General features: G+C 33.5%; 21 protein-coding genes. 1 reads left to right on the top strand and 20 read right to left on the bottom strand.

Annotation, left to right across the window (positions count from 1 at the left end; all coding sequences use genetic code 11):
- Window position 1: 1 nt before the first annotated feature.
- From EQG68_RS04985 to atpB, 13 genes are all read right to left on the bottom strand, one after another.
- Entirely contained in the window at window positions 2-1,456 is a 1,455-nt protein-coding gene (locus EQG68_RS04985; RefSeq protein ID WP_129463796.1) for a lipopolysaccharide biosynthesis protein, read from the bottom strand.
- Between the two features lie 39 nt (window positions 1,457-1,495).
- Window positions 1,496-1,915, bottom strand: coding sequence for a hypothetical protein (locus EQG68_RS04990; RefSeq protein ID WP_129463683.1), 420 nt, complete (start codon window positions 1,913-1,915; stop codon window positions 1,496-1,498).
- Window positions 1,915-2,346, bottom strand: coding sequence for a GNAT family N-acetyltransferase (locus EQG68_RS04995; RefSeq protein ID WP_129463684.1), 432 nt, complete (start codon window positions 2,344-2,346; stop codon window positions 1,915-1,917). Before EQG68_RS04995 ends, EQG68_RS04990 begins: the two co-directional genes overlap by 1 nt.
- A gap of 67 nt (window positions 2,347-2,413) precedes the next feature.
- Window positions 2,414-3,382 carry a T9SS type A sorting domain-containing protein gene (locus EQG68_RS05000; protein WP_129463685.1) on the bottom strand — a complete coding sequence of 323 codons (969 nt, stop codon included), beginning with the start codon at window positions 3,380-3,382 and terminating at the stop codon, window positions 2,414-2,416.
- Window positions 3,383-3,442: 60 nt separating this feature from the next.
- Complete coding sequence (locus EQG68_RS05005) at window positions 3,443-4,468, bottom strand: T9SS type A sorting domain-containing protein (protein WP_129463686.1); 1,026 nt, start codon at window positions 4,466-4,468, stop codon at window positions 3,443-3,445.
- Between the two features lie 4 nt (window positions 4,469-4,472).
- Window positions 4,473-9,047 (bottom strand): T9SS type A sorting domain-containing protein, encoded by a 4,575-nt coding sequence (locus tag EQG68_RS05010; RefSeq protein ID WP_164975390.1) that lies wholly within the window; start codon window positions 9,045-9,047, stop codon window positions 4,473-4,475.
- Window positions 9,048-9,256: 209 nt separating this feature from the next.
- Entirely contained in the window at window positions 9,257-10,114 is an 858-nt protein-coding gene (gene atpG, locus EQG68_RS05015; RefSeq protein ID WP_129463688.1) for an ATP synthase F1 subunit gamma, read from the bottom strand.
- Between the two features lie 77 nt (window positions 10,115-10,191).
- Window positions 10,192-11,769, bottom strand: a complete 1,578-nt coding sequence (atpA, locus tag EQG68_RS05020; protein ID WP_129463689.1) for a F0F1 ATP synthase subunit alpha — start codon at window positions 11,767-11,769, stop codon at window positions 10,192-10,194.
- Between the two features lie 22 nt (window positions 11,770-11,791).
- On the bottom strand, window positions 11,792-12,229 hold the full coding sequence (locus EQG68_RS05025; protein WP_129463690.1) for a hypothetical protein: 438 nt from the start codon (window positions 12,227-12,229) through the stop codon (window positions 11,792-11,794).
- Between the two features lie 6 nt (window positions 12,230-12,235).
- Window positions 12,236-12,763 carry an ATP synthase F1 subunit delta gene (atpH, locus tag EQG68_RS05030; RefSeq protein WP_129463691.1) on the bottom strand — a complete coding sequence of 176 codons (528 nt, stop codon included), beginning with the start codon at window positions 12,761-12,763 and terminating at the stop codon, window positions 12,236-12,238.
- Window positions 12,764-12,767: 4 nt separating this feature from the next.
- A complete protein-coding gene (locus EQG68_RS05035) occupies window positions 12,768-13,268 on the bottom strand; it encodes a F0F1 ATP synthase subunit B (protein ID WP_129463692.1) in 501 nt (166 codons plus the stop codon).
- 81 nt (window positions 13,269-13,349) lie between these two features.
- Window positions 13,350-13,541: an ATP synthase F0 subunit C gene (gene atpE / locus EQG68_RS05040; protein ID WP_071671018.1), complete on the bottom strand. Its 192-nt coding sequence runs from the start codon at window positions 13,539-13,541 to the stop codon at window positions 13,350-13,352.
- A 33-nt stretch (window positions 13,542-13,574) separates the two neighbouring features.
- A complete protein-coding gene (atpB, locus tag EQG68_RS05045; RefSeq protein WP_129463694.1) occupies window positions 13,575-14,723 on the bottom strand; it encodes a F0F1 ATP synthase subunit A in 1,149 nt (382 codons plus the stop codon).
- A 180-nt stretch (window positions 14,724-14,903) separates the two neighbouring features.
- Here atpB and EQG68_RS15015 point away from each other — a divergent pair, with 180 nt between their 5' ends.
- Window positions 14,904-15,089, top strand: a complete 186-nt coding sequence (locus EQG68_RS15015) for a hypothetical protein (protein ID WP_164975391.1) — start codon at window positions 14,904-14,906, stop codon at window positions 15,087-15,089.
- 148 nt (window positions 15,090-15,237) lie between these two features.
- Here EQG68_RS15015 and EQG68_RS05055 read toward each other — a convergent pair whose 3' ends face one another.
- The 7 genes from EQG68_RS05055 to EQG68_RS05085 all read right to left on the bottom strand — a co-directional run bounded on the left by EQG68_RS05055 (window position 15,238) and on the right by EQG68_RS05085 (window position 22,187).
- Window positions 15,238-15,465 carry an AtpZ/AtpI family protein gene (locus EQG68_RS05055; RefSeq protein ID WP_129463696.1) on the bottom strand — a complete coding sequence of 76 codons (228 nt, stop codon included), beginning with the start codon at window positions 15,463-15,465 and terminating at the stop codon, window positions 15,238-15,240.
- Window positions 15,434-15,841 (bottom strand): bactofilin family protein, encoded by a 408-nt coding sequence (locus EQG68_RS05060; protein WP_129463697.1) that lies wholly within the window; start codon window positions 15,839-15,841, stop codon window positions 15,434-15,436. Before EQG68_RS05060 ends, EQG68_RS05055 begins: the two co-directional genes overlap by 32 nt.
- Window positions 15,842-15,843: 2 nt before the next feature.
- Complete coding sequence (gene porW, locus EQG68_RS05065; RefSeq protein WP_246011647.1) at window positions 15,844-18,702, bottom strand: type IX secretion system periplasmic lipoprotein PorW/SprE; 2,859 nt, start codon at window positions 18,700-18,702, stop codon at window positions 15,844-15,846.
- Between the two features lie 161 nt (window positions 18,703-18,863).
- Entirely contained in the window at window positions 18,864-19,559 is a 696-nt protein-coding gene (locus EQG68_RS05070; RefSeq protein ID WP_129463698.1) for an ABC transporter ATP-binding protein, read from the bottom strand.
- A 37-nt stretch (window positions 19,560-19,596) separates the two neighbouring features.
- Window positions 19,597-21,069 carry a DUF5687 family protein gene (locus tag EQG68_RS05075; protein WP_129463699.1) on the bottom strand — a complete coding sequence of 491 codons (1,473 nt, stop codon included), beginning with the start codon at window positions 21,067-21,069 and terminating at the stop codon, window positions 19,597-19,599.
- 75 nt (window positions 21,070-21,144) lie between these two features.
- A complete protein-coding gene (locus EQG68_RS05080; RefSeq protein WP_129463700.1) occupies window positions 21,145-21,849 on the bottom strand; it encodes a hypothetical protein in 705 nt (234 codons plus the stop codon).
- A gap of 2 nt (window positions 21,850-21,851) precedes the next feature.
- Window positions 21,852-22,187, bottom strand: a complete 336-nt coding sequence (locus EQG68_RS05085) for a PadR family transcriptional regulator (RefSeq protein ID WP_129463701.1) — start codon at window positions 22,185-22,187, stop codon at window positions 21,852-21,854.
- Window positions 22,188-22,300 lie beyond the last annotated feature (113 nt).

The raw sequence follows: 22,300 nt of genomic DNA on the forward strand, positions 1-22,300 counted from the left end.
TTTAAGATGACTTTTTTAAAATTCGTAAGAGTGTATTTTTTTCATTTCGATACACAAAATAAATAAAAATGAGGATGAATCCAATGCCTACAAAATAGTTTTCTCTAAAACCGTAAAAATAGACAAAAGAGAACAGGATGGAAAGTCCGAGATAACGGCCAATTTTACTTTTATCATAAGGTATTGGGTAATGCCGTTTTCCAAGATAATACGAAATCGCCATCATGCTTCCATACGCCGCAATGGTAGCAATTGCAGAACCCATATAGCTTAATTTTTCAATTAATAAAAAGTTAACTATTAATGTAATAATGGCTCCAACAATTGAAATATAAGCTCCCATTTTAGTTCGGTCGGTTAACTTATACCATACCGAAAGATTCGTGTAAATTCCTAAAAAGAAGTTAGCCAATACAATTAAAGGCACCACTTTCATGGCCGACCAATAGGTTTCATTCGGTATTAAAAATAATTTTAAAATATCGGCCAATACAATGACAGACAATGAAATTAACGACCCGAAAATCACAAAATATTTGGTTACATCAGCATAGGTTTGCGGAGCATTTTCGTTATTGGCATAGCTAAAGAAAAACGGTTCAATGCCTAACGTATAGGCTGTTCTGAACAAAACCATGAACAAACCGATTTTGTAACAGGCGGAATAAGCTCCGATTTCTGATTTACTCACATTGAGCCAATCCAATAAAATTTTATCAAAATGCTCATTGATGGCAAATGCGAGTCCGGCAATCAAAATAGGGAAACCGTAACGAAGCATTTTTTTCCACAATTGTGCATCAAAATGCCATTGAATGTGAAAATAATTAGGCGAAAGAACAATTAATGTGAGTAAACTAGCGAATATCATCGCCACAAATATGTACCCAATTTGAAAGTTTTCTACGTATAAACTTCCTAAAAAACTATCCGGATGAGTTGCTGCAATTTTGGGTAAATACAACAAAAAGAAAACATTTAAACTTAAGTTGATTGCGACATTTCCAATTTTTATTATCGCATAAATAATCGAACGTTGGTAGGCTCTTAATTTTGAAAAGGGTATAATTACCAAAGCATCTAATACTAAAATCCAAATGGTATAGGTGATATATTCGACCTCAATACCTGAAAGATTGGCTATCGTATTTCGGAATAAAAGCGAACCAATGAGGAACACAATGGTTGTCCAAAAAACAGAAATGGTTGATGTGCCGATGACGGCTCTTTTATCGTCATGCGAATTGTAAAACCGGAAAAAAGAAGTTTCCATTCCGTAAGCCAACATCACATTAAACAAGACCAGCCATGAAAAAATAATGGATACATCACCGTAATCGCCGGGGTTCAGGATATCCGTGTAAAGCGGAACTAATAAAAAACTCAGCATTCTGGGTAGCACAGTGGCCAGTCCATAAATAGCGGTTTGTTTAAAAAGTGATTTGTAAAGTCCCAAAGTGGCTGTTGAATTTATTTTGCAATCAAGCAAAATTAACTATTTATTTGATTTTTCGGGCACGTTAGTGAATTTGTAGTGTTTTATTTTGCCTTTTTGAATGAATTCTAAAACAGCTTCGGTGGAATTTAATTGAAATCGTTGTTTTGGTGGAATAGGTGGTTGGTTTCCGTATTCGTTTTCGGGATTGACGTCTAAAATCAAATCCGGTTTGATGAAAACAGCTTCTGCTTTTTGACGTGAAATCATTTTAATTGCAGCTGTTTGGTTTCTGAAATAGAGTTTTTTAAGTTTGATATCTTCTGGAAGGGGTTGTTGAAATTCAATCAGAAAATGAGTTTGATTGCCTTCAACTTTATAAAAATAATCAGCAATTGGATTGGGAAATTGGGTTTGGAGGGTTTCTTTAGAAGCACAACCCACCAAAATTAATACAACTATAATTGAATAACTTTTCATCACTTCTCCTTCAAAAACTTCACAAAATGAAACCCTTTCGGCACAAAACCGTGGTTAAAATAAAATTTATGAGCCGGGAAATTGTTCGTATACGCATCCAACGCAACCACTTTACAGCCTAAATCAATCGCTTTTTGATTCAAATATTCTGTTAGTAATTTACCAACTCCTTTAGAACGATGATTGGGATGAACTATTACATTGTCCAATTCTAAATATTTCCCGCACCACAATTTGGTTCCCACCCAAAAACCGGAAAGTCCAACTGCTATTTCATTTTCGAAAGCAACTACTTGTTTGTAGTTGTTGGTTAACATTTCGTCTAACAAATCACCATAAAATTGTTCTGTAAATTCAGGATACAATTGCTGAATTAAAGGCAATTGTTGAAGCATTTCAGCCTTGGTTGTGCGTTCTTTTAGTTGAATCATTTTAATAGGTACAAAACTAGTTTGCCAAAGATAAAAAAGTCATTTATTTATTTGACTATCTATCCATTTACTTCTTCACAAACCTACCATAATACTCGCCTTCCAAACCATCTACTTTTAAAAAATAAGCTCCGGCCTCCAGTTTTGAAACATCAATTTGGCTGGTCGTTGAAAAACTAAAATACACTTTTTGACCCAATGTATTAAAAACTGTAACCGATGAAATAATACTGTTTTCTAAATTGATGTTTAGAACATCGTTTACAGGGTTTGGGTAAATCGTAATTTGATTTTTTGTAAATTCTTCGCTACTTAAATTGCAATTACTATTTACCGAAATAGTTTGCGGACTACCACAATCCTCTAAAAAGCTTTGAACGCTGGCAATTTCGCTTTCATCAGCACAAATGGTGGTTAGGTTAGGGTTGCCTGTTTTCCAGCAGTCGTTAAAATTTACATTACTAAAATCTTGATTGATGCCGTTTTTTATAGTTAAAGAAGTAAGATTGTTATTGCTACAATATAATCGTGTTAATTGTGGATTGTTACTAAAATCTAATGATGAAATTTGGTTTTGAGTACAGTAAACATCGTTTAAATTTGGTAAAGACTGAGTATTTAATGATGAAAAATTGTTTGACATTAAATTAATTCCAACTAAAGCAGTTAAACCAGTTAAATCTAAATCTGATAAATTATTGTTATTACATCTAAATTGAGTTAAACTCGTTAAATTAGATAAATTTATTGATGTTAACGAATTATTGTGAACATAAAGATATTCTAAACTTGTAAAATATTCAATTCCTTCTATATTTGAAATACTTGAGTTAAATAAAAATAGATAGGTCACTTGCAATGCTTCGCTCTCTTCAATCTCACCATTGTTATTAGTATCAATTTTAGTCCATCCTGCAATTTGGTTATTAATATCCGCTTGCAATAATTTATTTTTAAAATTTTGATCAGGAAAATTTATGACCTGAGCATTTAAGCCAAAAGAAAAAAGGAATAATAATAAAACAAAATACTTCATAGCTTTTATGTTACTTCAAATATAAAGTAAATATTGTTTTGTTTTTGAGTGCGTTCTATTTTACTTCTTCACAAACCTACCATAATACTCACCTTCCAAACCATCTACTTTTAAAAAATAAACTCCGGCCTCCAGTTTTGAAACATCTATTTGGCTGGTCGTTGAATAACTAAAATATACTTTTTGACCCAATGTATTAAAAACTGTAACCGATGAAATGATACTGTTTTCTAAATTGATGTTTAGCACATCGTTAACAGGGTTTGGGTAAATTGCAATTTGGTTTTTTGTAAAATCTTGGCTAGTTAAATTACAGTTGCTGTTTACTGAAATAGTTTGCTGACTTCCACAACCGTCTAAAAAACTTTGAACACTAGCTAGCTCGCTTTCATCGGCACAAATGGTGGTTAGGTTGGGGTTGCCTGTTTTCCAGCAGTCGTTGTTTGTTGTTAAATTAAAATCTTGATTAATCCCGTTTTTTATAGTTAAAGAAGTAAGATTATTATTACGGCAATGTAGTTTTGTTAATAATGGATTACTACTGAAATCTAAAGATGACAGTTGATTATTAAAACAATAAACTTCCTTGAGAAATGGTTTTGATGTTGCATCAAAAAATGAAATATTGTTGTTACTTAATGCAATTCCTTCCAAAGCAATCAATCCATTTAAGTTTATCGAATTAAAATTATTATTTGAAATATTTATCCCTGCCAGATTATTTAACCCTGAAAAATCAATTGAAGATAAGTTATTGTTATCGCATCTAAATTGAATTAAATTAGTTAAAGTTGATAAATCTATATTAGTAATTGAATTCACATTAACAAATAAATATTGCAAATTTGTAAAATATTCGATACCCGTTAAATCACTAATATTTGAAACCGCTACAAACAAGTAGTTAACCATCAACGCTTCACTGATTTCAATTTCTCCATTCGCATTGGTGTCAATAATAGCACCCGCAGCTGTTTGATTGGTAGTGTTTGCTTGAAGCAACTTATTCTTGAAATTTTGGTCCGGAATGTTGATTATTTGGGCATTTGAAACAACACAAATAAAAAATATAATTATGCTTTTCATAAGCTTAATTTTTAATTATTCTCATATTGACCACATTATCACTTAAAATAATTTGAATTAAATAAGTGCCATTTGGAAAACGACTTAAATCAATTATTTCTTCATTAGTTTGTTGAATGGAATTACTAAAAAGTACTTGACCCAATGCAGAAAACACCTTAATATTGCCTTTATCAATTGTGTTTTGAAAAGAAACTGTAAAAATATCTTTTGAAGGATTAGGATATATAGACACTAAATTGTCATCTGGTTTTTCTTTTATATTTGTAGGGGCACTTTTTGCTGTGCTCATTACATTTATCCAACCATTAGTAGTGGAACAAGCATTCGGAAAAATATAATCACAAATTTCATACGTAAAGTTATAATATCCTGTGGGGATATTAAAATTTAGTGGGTTTACAATTCCATTGTTTAAAATATTAAAATATCCAGCTAATTCAGTTTGATTAATATTGGATAGTGTGACATTCCCACCCAAAACAGCACCCACAAAACTATTAGGTGCAGAAAACCCACAATCGGCGGAATAGCGATCGTTTGTTAATATGTTGAAGCTTGTAGGGTCGTCATGGTTTGAGCCTAAAAATGTACCGCTGGTATCAAAATTAAAAGCATCTGTTACTGCTCGAACGGTGTTATGAATAGTAAAATGTGCTATAATATCATACACACAACCCGTTGAGCTTCCTGTTGGGCAAAGTGTGTAGGTGAAGTTATAATCACCGGGTAAAGCATTTGCAGGTACATTAACAGTGCCATCCGGATTAATTGAAAAGCCTGCCGGTGCAGTAATGTTACTAAATGTTACATTTTCTGAGGTGGCACGAATTTCGCCATAGGCAACATTGCTTAAAAAGGTTTGTTCTGTAATATAAGCATCTGGTTTATAGCATACATCAACTATAAACCTTTCTTTTGCAGATAGTACTTCTTTAAAAATGTTAAGTGTTATTTTTTTACCACCATTTAAACATTGGTTTACTAATATATAATCAAAAGCGTACAATCCAGGGGGTAAATCTGGAGGTATATTTAAAGTACCATCATTATTTACTGTAATATTGTGAGTAAACCCAATTAATTGAATCGTAAGTCCTAAAAAATTGGATGTAATTAGATTACCATTAAACAAATCATTATTTAAAATACTTGGAGATAAATGGGGTTCAGGCATATAAGGTAAATAAAAATAATCATCGTTTGCTGTTATTTCACCTTCAGTAATTACAGTAACCGTTATTGTTATTGGTTCAATACAGCTGTCATCTGCAAAAAAAGTATAATCCCCTGTTACAGAATTATTAATTATAGCTGGTAGCCAAACACCAGTTAAATTATTATCAGAAATATCTGGAAGTCTTGGGGGAGTATAACCTTTGCAAATAGTAGTTGGAAAACTAAACTCTGGGATTGTGTAGCGATCTATAATATTAACAATTATACTAGACGATGATGAACAAGAGTCAGAAAGCGTGTATGTTAAGGTTATTGTGCCTGTATTAAACGTTGTAAGTTCACCTGTTTCAGGATTAATTGTTGCTATTGAAATGTCAGAACTAGACCACATGCCACCAAGAATATTAGAGTAGTAACTTGGATTTTGTCCAATGCAGACATTTAATCTTCCATCTAAAATGATTTCAGGGTTAATTATTTCTACGTTCATTTGGGCAAGAGTTGCACATTGACCATTATCTGGTGTAAAAATATATTGAGTTGAAATATCAGTGTTTATCTCTGGCGACCAAGTGCCTGTAAAACCATTATTAGAGACAGTTGGTAAGGTAAATGTAGCACCTGCACAAACAGGGGCTAAACTCGTAAAAATAGGTGTAACAGCATTAGTATTGGTAACTTCCACAGTGAGTGTTGTGGGAATTGCACACGAATTTGCATTTGGTGTAAACGTATAAGTTGTGGTGGACTGATTGTTAAAATCAGGGCTCCAAGTTCCCGCGAAACCATTATTTGATACAGAAGGTAAAGTATAGGCTGCACCTATACAAATCGGGTCAACTGGTGAGAATAGCGGAATAATTTCGGCTCCTGTTACTAAAATATTTCTAATTAATTCAATCGGGCAACCCGAACTATTTTGATAATGATAGGTAATTGCTATTGTTCCTACTCCTGCTAAAGCGGGGTTAAAAGAATAAGTTCCTGGTAATGTTGTAGAATCTGAAACACCTAGTCCCGAAAAATAGCCATCAAGTGGTGTACCACCTAAAAAAGCATGTAAATCCTCAATAATGGCAGAAGTACATGTGACTGACTCCGGAAGAATAAACTTAGCACCGTTTGTTGGAATTAAAGAGATATTATCTATAAAGTTATAGGACAGAATATAATTATTAAGAATTTCATTCTGTTCAATAAAAGCACATCCATTTGAAGGAGAAGCAATTATAGGATTTGTCGAAAATTGGACATTATTAATTCCTCCTAAATATAAATATTGTTCACCTCCACTAGTAGTTGTAAAATTGAACACAACAGTATCCCACTGATTATCAACAGAATTAGTTGTAAAAGTTGCATTTTCTAGAAAAATACCATTACTAATGTCATGATTATATGAGTATACTCTTGGAATATAATCTGAACTCAGAAAAGCTTGTACTTTAATTGGATTGGCACTTGTCCTTTCTGCAAGAGAAATGTTGAAACTTAGCTGATAGGCTGTATCAGGCTCTAACGGAAAAGATAATTTTGAAGTAATTGTTTCATATAAATTTAGTTCGCTTGAATTAATATGTTTTAGAGCATAAAATCCAGTATGACCATTACTTGCTATATTTGTCGGGTTTTGATTTCCCGCATCGCTACAAGGGATAGATGGGCTTCCTAATTGAAATAGTGAATCAATGTGAAAATAATCCGGCCCGGAAGTACCATCTTCCCACCAACCACAAGCCAAATTTAAATTTGACCAGTTATTCGGTATAGATGAATATTGTTCAAAATCACCGTTCAAAATTAAATCACAAGGATTTGGTAAAGGAACACAGCTAGATAATTCTTCATGGTTATTTGGTATAACATATACATAAATATATGTAATATTTCCTTTTTGTGCTCCGTAAGTAGGTACATAACGCAATAAATGTAGCCCAACACTTGTACTATTAAATTCTATAATTGTAGAAGCGTTTCCTGACGTTACTGATAAAGTGGAATTGCCAGTAATATCTTCTAAACCCTCAAATCCGGTTGCGTTTTGATCGTTTTGCAAAATATTATAAATATTAATATTTGGAACCATACTAGTATAGCCTAAAAAGGTGTATGTGACAAAATCATTTGCACCAAAAGTAATTCCATCATTAATTCCTGCAACTATTATCCCATCACATGTTGAGCCTCCATAATCGTAAAAAGTATCAACCCCATTAATTATTGTACCACTTACTCCATAGGTTGTATTCACAGTATAGCCTAAATCGCATAAAGCATTTCTCTCTTCTGGTTTTAAAAAACGTTTTGTTACACCATTCCCGTTGGCATTACTCATTACAAAATAACTATCATTCCCATAAGCATCACTACAACTGGGATAGAGTTCATCTTCAAAATGGCTTAAACTACTTCCGCTTTCGAAACAAGTTGGCGTATAAACAGGAACAGTAAAAACTGCTCCAAAATATTTAACTGCATTGTTGCAAACAGTAGTATTCACAGTACTTCCTGTATTGACATTTCCGCTTATAGTGCAATTTGGGTGTAAAATAGAACTGGATAATGAAGTTGAATTGAAAGAATTATTATATAAATTTATAGTTGAATTTGTAGAAAGTAAAGGAACATTTGTATTGCTTTTTAAAAACAAATCATATCGGGAAAAATAATTAAAATCGACAGGAAATTTTGAACTTCCATCAACATCAATTAAACTATTAAAACCTAATGCGTGAGTTATTTCATGGAGTACTACGGTATAAAGATCTTTTTCTGTTGTACTTGCAAATACAGAAGTGTCTAAATTCCAATTAATTGATGCATCAAAATTAAAAGCCATATAACCGTGAAAAAATATTCCAGAAGAGTTTGATCCACTACCAGCAATAATTAAAGGGTTAACAACATTTGTGTAAGAATCTATTCCATTGTGAATTGTTTTCCAAATTTCATTGTCCGTTATTCCACCTGTAGTAGCACTTGCAGGAAAATTATAAAAACCACTTGCTAAACCTAGTGCCTGTGGTGATACGTTTGGTATATTTGCAATATTTCTAACCCAGATATTTACTTTTGTGGTTGATGTTGGTAGTAAGGCAGAAGACGATGTTGTTAAAAAAGCAGATAAATCCTCAAACACATTACAAATCACTTGTCGCCTTAAATTATGTTCAATAATCGAATTATCTTCGCAACCACTTCCTTCTTCAAAATACAAATTAAAAATGGAGTTGTTTGCACAAGATAATAAAGTTACTCTACTTTCTGCATTACTTTGCGTATTAATTAAAATATCATTAAATGTATATTGATTTCCGCTTTTATCAAAAATATTATCCATCACACCTCCTGGAGTAAAATGGTTTGGTTGGGGTACTTGTGCATGAATTAAATAATTCATTAAAAAGAAAGTAAATACAAATAACTTAACAAACTTTAATTTTTTGAGTGTTGAGTGTTGAGTGATTGAAAGTAGAATTAATTTCATGTACTTAGAAATAAATGGATTAGCATTTCAAATCTAACGAAAAAATGTTTAACTTTTACATTTAATAAAAAAAAAGAGCCAAACTAATGTTTGACTCTTTTTAATATGAATATATGCTTTACTTATCCTTTCAACGCTTCTGCTCCACCAACAATCTCTAAAATTTCATTGGTAATTGCTGCTTGACGGGCTTTGTTGTAGGTTAATTTCAATTGATTTCTCAACTCGGTCGCGTTATCGGTTGCTTTGTGCATGGCGGTCATACGAGCTCCATGTTCGGAAGCAAATGAATCGCGGATGGCTTTGTATAATTGTGTTTTTAATGATTTTGGAATCAAAGTCAACACAATTTCTTCTTTGGATGGTTCAAAAATATAATCAGAGCTTGCTGTAGCAGCACCCACAACCGGAGCTAACGGTAAAAATTGTTCTGTTTGAACAATTTGTGTTGCTGCATTTTTGAATTGGTTGTACACAATTTCGATTTTATCGTAATCGCCGGAAATGAATTTTTCTGTCAATAATTCAGAAATGGCTGCTACATTTTCAAAAGTCAACGCATCAAAAACTTCACTTTTATTGGCTATAACCGAATAGTTTTTACCTAATACATCATTTCCTTTTTTACCTATGGCTAAAACGTCTACTTTTTTACCGGTATACGAATCGGCTACTGCTTTTACTTGTTTGATAACATTGGAGTTAAAAGCTCCACACAATCCTCTGTTGGAAGTGATGGCTACAATTAAAACCTTTTTTACCTCACGTTGTGCTGTAAATTCTCCACCAATTTCGCCTTCCATGGATGCACTTAGGCTTTGTAGAATTTCAGTTAATTTTTCGGCATAAGGTCGCATGGCTGTTATGGCGTCTTGGGCCTTTTTCAACTTTGCGGCAGAAACCATTTTCATCGCCGATGTAATTTGCATCGTTGACTGAACGGAACTAATTCTATTACGGATTTCCTTTAAATTTGCCATTTTTTATAATGTGTCAATATGCCAATTCATCAATGTGTCAATTAATTGTCTAATTGACACATTGTCTAATTGACTAATTAGTTATATTTCGCTGAAACTTCTTTCGCTGCACGGTCTAACACATCCGTAATTTCGTCTGTGAATTTACCGGCTTTTAGAGCGTTTAATGTATCTCTGTGTTTGTTATTCAAGTATTCTAAGAAATCTTTTTCGAATTCTTTTACTTTATTCACAGGTACATTTCTCAACAGGTTTTTAGAACCGGCATAGATAATCGCTACTTGATCTTCTACTGTATATGGGTCGTTTACCGCTTGTTTCAAGATTTCAACGTTTCTTTTTCCTTTTTCAATTACGTTTAACGTAACCGCATCCAAATCTGAACCAAATTTAGCAAACGCTTCTAATTCACGGAATTGAGCTTGATCCAATTTCAAAGTACCTGATACTTTTTTCATTGATTTAATCTGAGCGTTACCTCCCACACGTGATACCGAAATACCAACGTTAATTGCCGGACGAACCCCTGAGTTAAACAAATCTCCATCCAAGAAAATCTGACCGTCTGTAATCGAAATTACGTTCGTTGGAATATACGCCGAAACGTCACCTGCTTGTGTTTCAATGATTGGTAAAGCCGTTAATGAACCTCCACCTCTTACGATAGGACGTAACGAATCCGGTAAGTCGTTCATGTTTTTAGCAATATCGTCATCGGCAATCACTTTTGCCGCTCTTTCTAATAATCTTGAGTGGAGGTAGAAAACGTCTCCAGGATATGCCTCACGTCCCGGTGGTCTTCTTAATAATAGAGAAACCTCACGATAAGCTACCGCTTGTTTAGATAAATCATCATAGATAATCAAAGCCGGACGACCTGTATCGCGGAAATATTCTCCGATAGCAGCTCCTGCAAAAGGAGCATATACTTGCATTGGTGCAGGGTCTGAAGCATTTGCGGCCACGATAACCGTGTAGGCCATTGCTCCTTTGTCTTCTAATGTTTTAGCAATTCCGGCAACTGTAGAGGCTTTTTGTCCCACAGCAACATAAATACAAAACACCGGTTGACCCGCATCATAAAATTCTTTTTGATTTAGAATGGTATCGATACAAACGGTTGTTTTACCGGTTTGACGGTCACCAATCACCAACTCACGTTGACCTCTTCCTACCGGAATCATTGCATCAATTGATTTGATACCTGTTTGAAGCGGTTCGTTTACCGGTTGACGGAAAACTACACCGGGAGCTTTTCTTTCCAATGGCATTTCATAAAGATCTCCACCGATTGGTCCTTTTCCATCGATTGGATTTCCTAATGTATCAACCACACGACCTACCATTTCTTCTCCTACTTTAAGAGAAGCAATACGTTGTGTTCTTTTTACGGTAGAACCTTCTTTAATACCTGTTGAAGGACCTAACAATACTACCCCCACATTGTCTTCTTCCAAGTTTAATACGATTGCTTCCAATCCGTTGTCGAATTGTACTAACTCTCCGTATTGAGCATTTGATAAGCCGTACACACGAGCAATACCATCTCCTACTTGAAGTACTGTTCCTACTTCCTCTAACGATGCACCTGATTCGAAATCAGATAATTGTTTTTTTAATATTGCTGAAATTTCAGCAGGTTTAATTTCCGCCATTGTTTAATTATTTTTTATCTAATTAATTTCCGTAATTCTTAAATCGAGGTGAAAAATCGCTTCCGTATTTTTGTACTAACCGATCTACTTTTTCTTCGTCTAAATCTCCTTCAGAATTAAAAATTTTGGATTTGTATAAAATTTCTATAATGTTTTTGTTTGTTTCCTGAATTTCAAAACTTTTCTTCAAACCAATGAAATTTACTTCAACATAACCAAATCTTCCTTGAGGATTAGCTTGTGTTTTTGGAACAGCTCCTTCAATAAATATATATTTAAAAAAAATAATTTCTTCATCTTTTAAATTATATAATGAACATGTCGAATCAAAAGTCCCACAGTCTGTATATTTCATCCAAACAACATCATCAACAATAACATCTCCCTTTTTGAATTTTACCTTTTGAGAAAACCCTAAAAAAGAAAAGAATAAAAATAGAATTGTAATAATTTTTTTCATATCAAATTAGTTTGAAAATTCTCTCTTTAATTGTTGCAGTCTGCTGGAAACAGAAGCATTGTATTGTTGGTCCCCAATTCGTAAAATAAATCCTCCAATGATGGATGAATCTACAGTGTTGATTAAGGTGATTTTTTTATTTGAAAACTCTTTTATTTTTGCCAAAACTTTCGATTCTAACTCCTGTGTAATTGGGAAAGCCGTCGTAACATGAGCTTCTTCAATTCCGTTAAGCACATCGTGTTGCACTTTGTATTGCTGAGCAATTTCACCCAAAAGTTCAAAACGTTTGTTTTCCTTCAATAACAAAAACAATCCTTTTGTATCCGGTTGAACTGAAGCAAAAACTTCATTTATGGCGTCAAATTTTGCTTGAGGTTTTACGACCGGGCTACTTAAAAACTGCTTCAACTCTTCGTTTGAACTTACCGTCTGATTGATTAAAATCATATCGTGACTAATAGCGTCAACTCTTCCGTTGGCAACAGCATTCTCTATAATCGCTTTGGCATATCTAATCGCAGCTCTTGACATAGGATTAATTTAATTTAGCATCACCTAACATTCTTTCAACCAATTTTGACTGAGCCTCTGTGTTAGACAATTCGCTTTTTAATACTTTTTCTGCAATTTCCAATGACAAGGTAGAAACTTGATTTTTCAATTCTGCCATGGCTGCATTTTTTTCACTTTCGATAGCGGCTTTTGCTTGGGCAATCATTTTTTCGCCTTGTGCTTGAGCTTCTGATTTAGCATCGTTAATCATTTTTTCTTTGATTTCACGAGCTTCTTTCATCATAGCATCACGCTCTGCTCTAGCTTCTGCAACTAACTTTTCGTTTGACGATTGAAGGTTTAACATTTCCTTTTTAGCATTTTCAGCTGAAAGTAAAGCGTTTCTGATTCCTTCTTCTCTTTCGTTAACGGCATCTAAAATTGGTTTCCAAGCGAATTTTTTCAAAAGAAAAATCAAGCCCACGAAGATGACAAGCATCCAAAAAAATAAACCAAGTGAAAACTGTTCTATTAACTTCTCCATTTATATCAATAATTTAGAAAATTATAATTTTTTAAAACAACAGTTATAACCAACCGTTACAACTGTTGTTGATTTTTTTGATTAAGATGCGAATAACGCAGCGAAACCAATACCTTCAATAAGAGCTGCTGCAATAAGCATAGCTGTTTGAATTTTTCCAGAAGCTTCTGGTTGACGAGCGATAGCGTCCATTGCTGAACCACCGATTTTACCGATACCTAAACCAGCACCGATAACGATTAATCCTGCTCCTACGATGTTTGGAATTGTCATAATGTATATATATTTAATTAAACATTCAATTTATTAATGATGAGCATCCTCATGATGGTGCTCTTCATTGGCTGCCCCAAAATAGAGAGCGGATAACATGGTGAAAATATAGGCTTGCAATGCCGCAACTAAAATTTCCAATAATGATAATGCAAAAGCTAAGAAGAATGATAAACTACTTCCTAACCAGTTTTTGAAAATAAACATCAAACCAATGATACTCATTAATACGACGTGACCTGCCACAATATTTGCATACAAACGGATCATCAATGAGAAGGGTTTGATAAATGTACCTAATAATTCAATTGGAGCTAAAATGATTTTCATAGGAGTTGGCACACCAGGCATCCAAAAAATATGTCCCCAATAATTTCTATTTGCTGTAAATGTTGTGATTAAATACGTTAACAAAGCAAGACCTGCGGTTATAGCAATATTACCTGTAACGTTTACCCCTAGCGGTGTTAGTCCGAACATATTTAAAAACCATATAAAGAAAAAGATGGTCAATAAATAACTCATGTATTTTTTATAATTCTTGTGTCCGATGTTAGGAATAGCAATATCATCTCTGATGTACAAAATGATTGGCTCAAAAAAGCGTCCTGCTCCTTTGGCAATTCCGCCGTTTTTGGCATATGATTTTGCTAAACCGGAAAACAACAAAAACATTAAAACAGAAACCACCAACATCATAAAAACGTTTTTGGTAATAGATAAATCAATTGTTGGTTTTGCATTGGTTACATGATGTTCTGCATCGTAAGTAATAGTACCTTCAGCATCTGTTTTATAAATTTTTCCGTGGTATAATTTGTAGAAATTTCCATTGCTTTCAGCAACTGTTTCACCATGATGGAATTTAGAAGACATGAAAAACTGTACACCATTGTCAATCAAAATAACAGGCAGTGGAAAACCAATGTGGTGAGCCACTTTTGAATCATCTTCCCAAGAAAACAAATGAAAATCATAACTATCCAACAAGTGGTGATCAATGTATTCTTTGATTTCAGTCTTTAAATCTTTTGACTCTTCTGTGTGATGCCCTTCGGTTTCAGCATGAGCAACTTCTTTGTGAACAGTCGTTGAATCCGAATTGTTTGCGGAAGAAATCATCGGTAAAACCGACACTAGCAAGGCAACTATAAAATGAAGTGGTTTTTTTGAAATCACCATATTGATTAAACTTAACTATTAGGGTTTCTAAAATTTGGTGCAAAGGTACATTTTTTCTTTATTCTGCAAGTGTATTAAATTATTTTTTTTGATTAATACGCACCATAATCGATTGATTATTGTTTTTTGTTCAATAATCGTATCGTAATCAAGGTTTCAATTGTCAAAAAAAGAATGAAAATGAAAAAAAAATTTGCTTTCTCAATTGTGTTTTCCAATGGGGAATTTAATATTGGCCGCACAATAAAATATGAAACAGCCATCTTTGCACTTGTGATAACCAAAAAAGTCATTCCAACATTGTCGAAATTTTTTGTTGAAACCTGTACTAATAGGAAAAGAATAATTTTAGAAAAAACAAAATAAATAAGGTATAAAACCGGAATACTCCAATAGAAGTTTTGAGCGGCAGCTTTTAAATCAGATAATTGAAAAAGGAGTAAATGAATAATAAAAACCGGAATGGTGTATTTTAGTAATCCAAAAAAAAACCAAAGTCTTTTTAAATCCATATTTATTCTTCTTTGTTGAGTTGATTGACTTGACGAATAACATTGTAAAGAGCTAAAAAGACACCCATCATCGTGAAAATTTTAGTATTAGGGTTATGGACATTTTTATAATGTTCATCAAGCCATTGACCGAGATAGGCAAAAAGAAAAATCACGATTCCCATTTGAATAGGAATGTTGATCAATTGCAACCATTTATTAAGCGGTTTTTTCTTCGGTTCCGGATTCATTTTGGGTGGGTAACGTTTTTACGTTGGGTTTCATGACGCACGAAGCACTGAATTCGGCTCCGGGTTCTACGGCTAATTTTCCGCAAATCACTTCACCGTGAATTACAGCTTTAGATTTTAGGCTTAAAATTTCAGCTACTTGTATTTTACCTTCAAACTTCCCTTCAATATCGGCATTTTTACAAACGATATCGCCTTTTACCATTCCGCCGGGACCAATTACAATTTTTCCTTTGGAATTAAAATTTCCTATAAGATGACCATCCAATCTAAAATCGGCAGCGGTAGTGATGTCTCCTTTAATTATTGTGCCTTCCACAATTCTATTGGTTTTTCCCAATAAGTCGGTATATGATTTTGAGTCTTTTTTAAACATATCTATCCTTTTTTAGGGCTTCCTCCTTCGGATGGTGGCATGATGGCAGACCTTGTTTCTTGATTGTTATTTCTAGTATCTTTAGAATTAGTTCTGGTTTTTGGTGCCGATTGCGGATCATTGCCTGAAGGGGGTTGCATTGTTCCTTTACTTTGCATAGGAGGTAATATCGGATTCTGTGCAGGAATAACAACTTGTGGTCGTTCTTCTTTCACTTTCGTTCGCTTAGGTTTTGGTGTATAGGCAGGTGGTATAACCCGAAGACTAGGGTCGAGGTACTCTTCTAAATTCTTTTTCATTTGAACAATTTTGTAATTTTCAGAAGAAATAACAATAGCTTGTTCAGCAATTTTATACTCTTTAAACTCTTTTAAGATAGAAACAACACCTTTTGCATATTCTTCATCGCGTAATCCATGAATCACAAAAAAGTTTTTTTCCATGGTATACAAATCAATTGAAGTGGTTAATTGAGGCTGGTTTCTTTCTTTAATGAATTTATTAATTTTTTCGATTAGCGTTTTTACTTTTTTATCTTCTAAATCGTCTGCATGATAAAGCACTTTAAAACTGGTTGGTTCCACTTGGTCAAAATACAAACTTTCCAAATATGGGATGTTGTCATATAATAGTTCTTCGGCATCTTTCCCTTCGTCGGAGTTCGGATAGGTTAATGCCACATAATTTAATCCTTTTTTATACTCTGCCAATCCTTTGATTTTGGCTGTAATTTTCGATTTCAGCAATTCAAGTTTTGGCATAATCTCATCGCCGGCAAATTTTTCAATAGCAAAATCAGTGTTAGCGGCAACTTCTCGATACTCTCCTTTTTCATAGGATTTATAGAGGTTTTTATACACAATTTCCGGGTCATCAATTAAGTTTTCTGCCGAAGTTCCTGTTTTGGAAAGTATCTGTGCATATCGGGAATCCGGAAACTGCTCGATAATTTTATCTTTCATTGCCAACGCTTTGGCCGAGTCGGTAATTTCGTAAATTTTATACAAATTATACATGGCCGGCAAAACCAACCGTTCTTCGGGTTTACTTCGCAATAAAATTTCTAATCGGTCTGATGCTAATTGATATTCTTTGAATTTTTCTTTATAAATTACACCTAATTGATAGTAGGCAAAGTTTCTTTCTTTGGCAATACTGTCTAAGTCAGTTTTAGTGGTGGGTAATTGAGCGATGTAAAAATCGGTTGAATATTTTGGTTCAGCTTCTTTTGAGGCTAATACATCCTCTTCTTTTTGATCCTTTTCATCCTCCTCTTTTGATTTGAAAAAATTATTGGAAGACAATCTCCAATTGCCTTCAGAAGTTCTTTTTCCCCATGTTTTAGCAAATTCTCTTTTACCAAAATCCACTGTAGTTTGGTTATAAAAATAGAATTTAGAATCTCCGGAAAAACCTCCTGCTGAGTTTGATGTCAGTGATGGTCCGCCAATACTGTTGCGATTGCTAATGGAAAGATCTTTAGAATTTTGAAGATTTGTTGCGGTTGTTTCTGCTCTTTCCGCTTCTTCTTTGGCTAATTTTTCTGCTTCTTCTTCCTTTTTTTTGAGTTTAGAAATATAATCTTCAAAAAAGGCTATTTTATCTTCTCTTGATAGAGAGGCTACATTCAGAATACTATCATTTCGTTGGGCAATTCCCTCGTATTTAATTACATCTTCTAAGTTATCACGTTTCTTTTTGAAAGCATTAAACTCACGTGTTCTGGGTTTTAACAAAGCCAAGGTGCTGTCATAATAATGCCCTGCCGTTTGGTATTTGGCTTTATAAAAGTATATCTCACCCAAATTACGGTAGTTAGAAGCCAATAAATAATTGTCTAATGACTGTGCTTTTAGCGATTTGTTATAATTTTTTATCGCATTATCCGGTTGTTTCAAGCGTTCATAAACCAATGCTTTTTGATGGTACAACACATCCAAATAAGGTCGGTTTTCTCTGTCTTCCAAGAGTTTAGCAAACCGTTCAAAAAGAGCAATTGTATCTCCTTTTACTACGTCATATTGCTGAATTTGTTTTGAATGGGCTTGGATTGTATAGCGTTTGGGTGATTTTCTCTTCATATCAATCACCGATTGGAAGTAATTAAAAGCACTGTCTTTTTCTTCCATCGATTCAAACAATTGACCCAGAATGAATTTATATCGGGCTTCTTCCTCGTCTTTCTGGGTAAATTTTGTTGCCAATCGAAGTCTGGAAATTGCACTGTCTTTTTGTTCTAAATTTAAAAACGCTTGGGCTAAAGTAGCATTTGCATCCGCAAAAATCTGGTCTTTAAAATTAATTTCTTTCAGTAGCTTGGTTAGATTATTTACTGCCAATGCATCATTTTCTAGGCGGACATTTGTTTTTTCTCTCCAGATTTTAGCTTCGTAAATTTTATCGCTAGCAGGACTTTTATATAAAATATAATTGAAAGCTTCTAAAGCCGGGATAAAACGTTGGTCATAATACCTTGATTTTCCCAGTAATAAATGTGCTTCATCCATTTGTGGGTTTTTTTCACTTCCCCCAATTAACATGGAACGTTTTTGAATGGCTTTGGTTGCTTTTTCTTCTGCTTTTTCAAAATTTGCATTTTTGGCTTTCTGCCCGGGTAAGATGGCTTCTTCCTCTGTTTGCATGCGTTCGATGGGAAGAATTTCCCAAAAATTGTCCTTGTACGTATCTCGCACTTCATTCAAACCGGCTTCAAGAGCTAGCTCACCGTTGAATAAAACGTTATATTCTGTGTTTAACGCATGAAAGTTACGGTTCATAAACTTATCCTTTTTGGTGGAACAAGCTATAAAAACAGTAGCGGCAAGAAAGAAAATAAAATATTTTAAAGTAATGGATTTCAAAATAAAAACGTTTAAAGGCATAACTAAAAACTAATGAATTTAGTATATCGCAAGGGTAAAAATACGTTTCTTTTTGAAATAGAGAAAAATATTGCGGTTTTTTTGTTTATAAACCTCATTCCACGAAAAAAAAATCGTAAAATGAGGTTTTTATTCATGCATTAGGCGGCAAAAAACGCTTCTAATTCTTTCAGTGTTTCTGAAGAGGGAACTAAATCGAGTACCACTTCACCTTTTTGTAAGGCTACAATTCGGTTAGAGACCTCAACCGTGTGTTGCAAATCGTGACTGGAAACTAAAATGGTTACTGTTGGATCATCAGCCAACTCTTTGATGATTTTTTTCAAACGAATTTGAGTAGTTGGATCTAAGTTTGCAAAAGGTTCGTCTAAAATCACGACTTCCGGCTCACCGATTAACGCCGCCACAATGCCCACTTTTTTGGAATTCCCTTTAGAAAGATCACGTAGGTATTTTTTGTTTTTCAATATTTCACCATTGAAAAAATCTTCATATTTTACTAAAAAACTGTCTACATCGGCTTTGTTCCATCCGCGAAGTTCGCCGATAAAATAAAAATATTCTTCCGGTGTTAAATAGCCAATTAAAAAACTTTCATCGATAAATGCGGAGGTAAAAGGTTTCCATTTTTCGCTCAAATTAATTTGAATCGAATTGCTCGTAATCATTCCTGTTGAAGGCTGAATCAAATCTAACAACAAACTGAAAAAAGTGGTTTTTCCTGCTCCGTTATTTCCTACCAAACCGAAACTTTGTCCTTTTGGAATTTCTAATTCATTTATATTTAAAACGGTAGTTCCGTTGTAGGATTTGCTAAGGTTTTTTACTTGAATCATAATAATATGGTTATGGGTGAAAGAAATAGGTAATAGGTTAGTTTTTTTGTTTATATGCTGAAATCGTTTCATATTTCTGCGTTTTGTAAATGTGTTCAATTTTGTCAAATACAAACCCTTTGAGGGCAAAACCGGCCACTCCGGCTAATGCAACAAAAAGTAATCCAATTAAATCATTAAAAAAGGCTATTCCTAAATAATACAATGCTAACGGAATTAAAATCTGTGGAATAATTAACAGCAAGGTTTTAAAATTGAAGGCTTTTTTATCGCCAAAGGCATTTTTATTACTCATTAAATCAATTGGCGTTCTCGTAAATGCTCCGGCTAAAAGTACAATGTGGGCATTAATTCCGATATTGTAAACAGCCGCTGCCAGCACTAAAAGATACACTTCCCATCCAAAATAGATGTAAAATGAAGCCAAAATTGCGGCTATTAAAGTTACGATTACCATCAACCACCATTTTGAACTTAAATAATCGCGGTACGGAATATTTTGACTCATCATTAAATTGTAGTAGGAACTGTCCCAACTCGGTACGAATTGTCCGAAACTAAACATAAAACCACCCGTGACAAATATTCCTCCAAAAATTTTCCAAACCGGATTTTTATAAGCTTCGATGGCTCCGGTGATAAATAAAAGTCCATAAAACAAAAACAAAAAGCTCATTAAAATAACTGATTTTGCTCTTTTGTTTCGGGTAATCAAACGAATGTCGTTTTTGAGAAAAGCCCCTAGTGTCCCAAATTGATCTAACCAGTTAAAATGTTGAGATTTAGCAATATCATGTTGCGTTGACAATCCTGCATCGAGGTATAAATTGCCTTTAAAGAAATTATGTACAATTCTATAAACTACAAATAACACTGCCAAAGCAATGATGACCATCCAAGGATAATCATACAATCCTTTGAAGTAATAAACGGTATAGTTGGTGGCATCAAATAGATTAAAATACTGCAAAGCTCCTAACGCCATAAAAATAACCGCAACGGAATAAAATACGACATCTTTTTTGTCTATCAAAATATTCAAAAAATTGATAATTAAAACTGTTGCCAACATACCAAGTAGCCATGTCATTACCCCTAAAACCGAAAAGTCTTCAATACATAAAACAACAACAAAAGGAATAAAAAAGAACAAATGCATGATATTGAAAAACGACAAGGCTGATTTTCCTAAGGTATAATTGACAATGGTGTCTTTTTTGATGTTGATATATAGCAAAGGCCTGATATTCATGACCGGCGTTTTTTGCATGAAAAAGCGAAAAACCAAATCAAAAACAAAATAATAAAGCATGAATTTGTTTATCAATTCAAAGGGTTCTTTCTTCAAAACTTCCTCTATGAAATAATAAGAACCTGCTCCTAATCCTAAAAACACTAAAATAAAATACAATGCCCCAAATGCCATTAAAATCTTTATCGCTAAATTGGTTTGAAACGATGCCGCTCTAAAAAAAGATTTCCATTCGAGTGAGAGAAAACGTTTTATCATAAATTGGATGGTTTGGTGATTATTGAATTATTTTGGTTTGAATGTTTGACTACACTTTTAACGTTTTGTTACAACTTAATTTGAAAAAGCATATTCAGGATAGGTTTGATTGAGGTATTCTTCTGCTTTGGATGGAATAATTTTGGTTACCACATAAGTGGCCAAAAACAACGAAACTAAAAAGAAACTAATTCCAAAAAGTACATAATAGTTTGGAATTTCATTTCCAAAGTTTGTAAAACCATTAATAACATGAAGCGGAAAAACAAAAACCCCTGAAAAAGAGCCGTATCCGAAAATAATTTCTTCAAACATCCATTTTTTTCCGGTTTGACTTTTCCGTTTCTTCATTTTTTTCTTTTCATAAAACAATGCTATTATCAAAAACACAAACCAAAGAATCATCCCGAGAGCCATTAACTCATAAAAGAATACATATTTAAAAAAATAGAATAAACCAATGACTAATGAAATCGTAATCACAATCTTTGGGATGGTAAAAAATTCTTTAAAATGTTTCCAAATCAGTAAATTATATTTTTTGTTTAGAGCTGCTTGTCTTTGTTCTACCACATCCATAAAACCAAAAACACCAAATTTTTTGAACTCTTTTTGTAAGGCATCTTCAAAGGATAATTTTGGATTTTCTTTCCACTGTTCCTCTATGGCATTGGAAAGATGATCAACCAATTCGGTTTGCAAATCGTAATGCTCTACAAAATGTTCGCGGGTGAAACGGTAGAGGCGGTCTATTTGTTCTTGATTTACCTTTAATTCCATAATCAATAACTCAATTTAGGATTTACAATAGATTGCATATTTCTTATAAATTCTTCCAATTCTGCCAATCGGTTCACGGTTTCTTTGTTCCCTTTTTCGGTCAGTTTGTAGTATTTGCGTAAACGATTATCTACCTTTTCAACTTCTACTTCCAACAAACCTTCGGCTTCCAATTTGTGTAAGGCAGGATACAATGCACCTTCGGTGATAGTCAATTCGCCCAATGTGATGGCTTTTACTTTTTGTGTGATTTCATACCCATACATTCTGCCTTTTTCTTCTAAAAGCTTCATTATAATCGTATTAAGACTTCCTTTATACAATGCCGAATTTTTCATTTCAAATATATTAAAACACAAATATACCTAAGTTTCTTATACATAAAAAACTTAGGTATAAATTTTTTAAAAATTATGCTGTTTTCAAAAACTGTGGTTTATTATCTTTGTAA

The organism is Flavobacterium piscinae (assembly GCF_004122145.1).
Lineage (GTDB): Bacteria > Bacteroidota > Bacteroidia > Flavobacteriales > Flavobacteriaceae > Flavobacterium > Flavobacterium piscinae.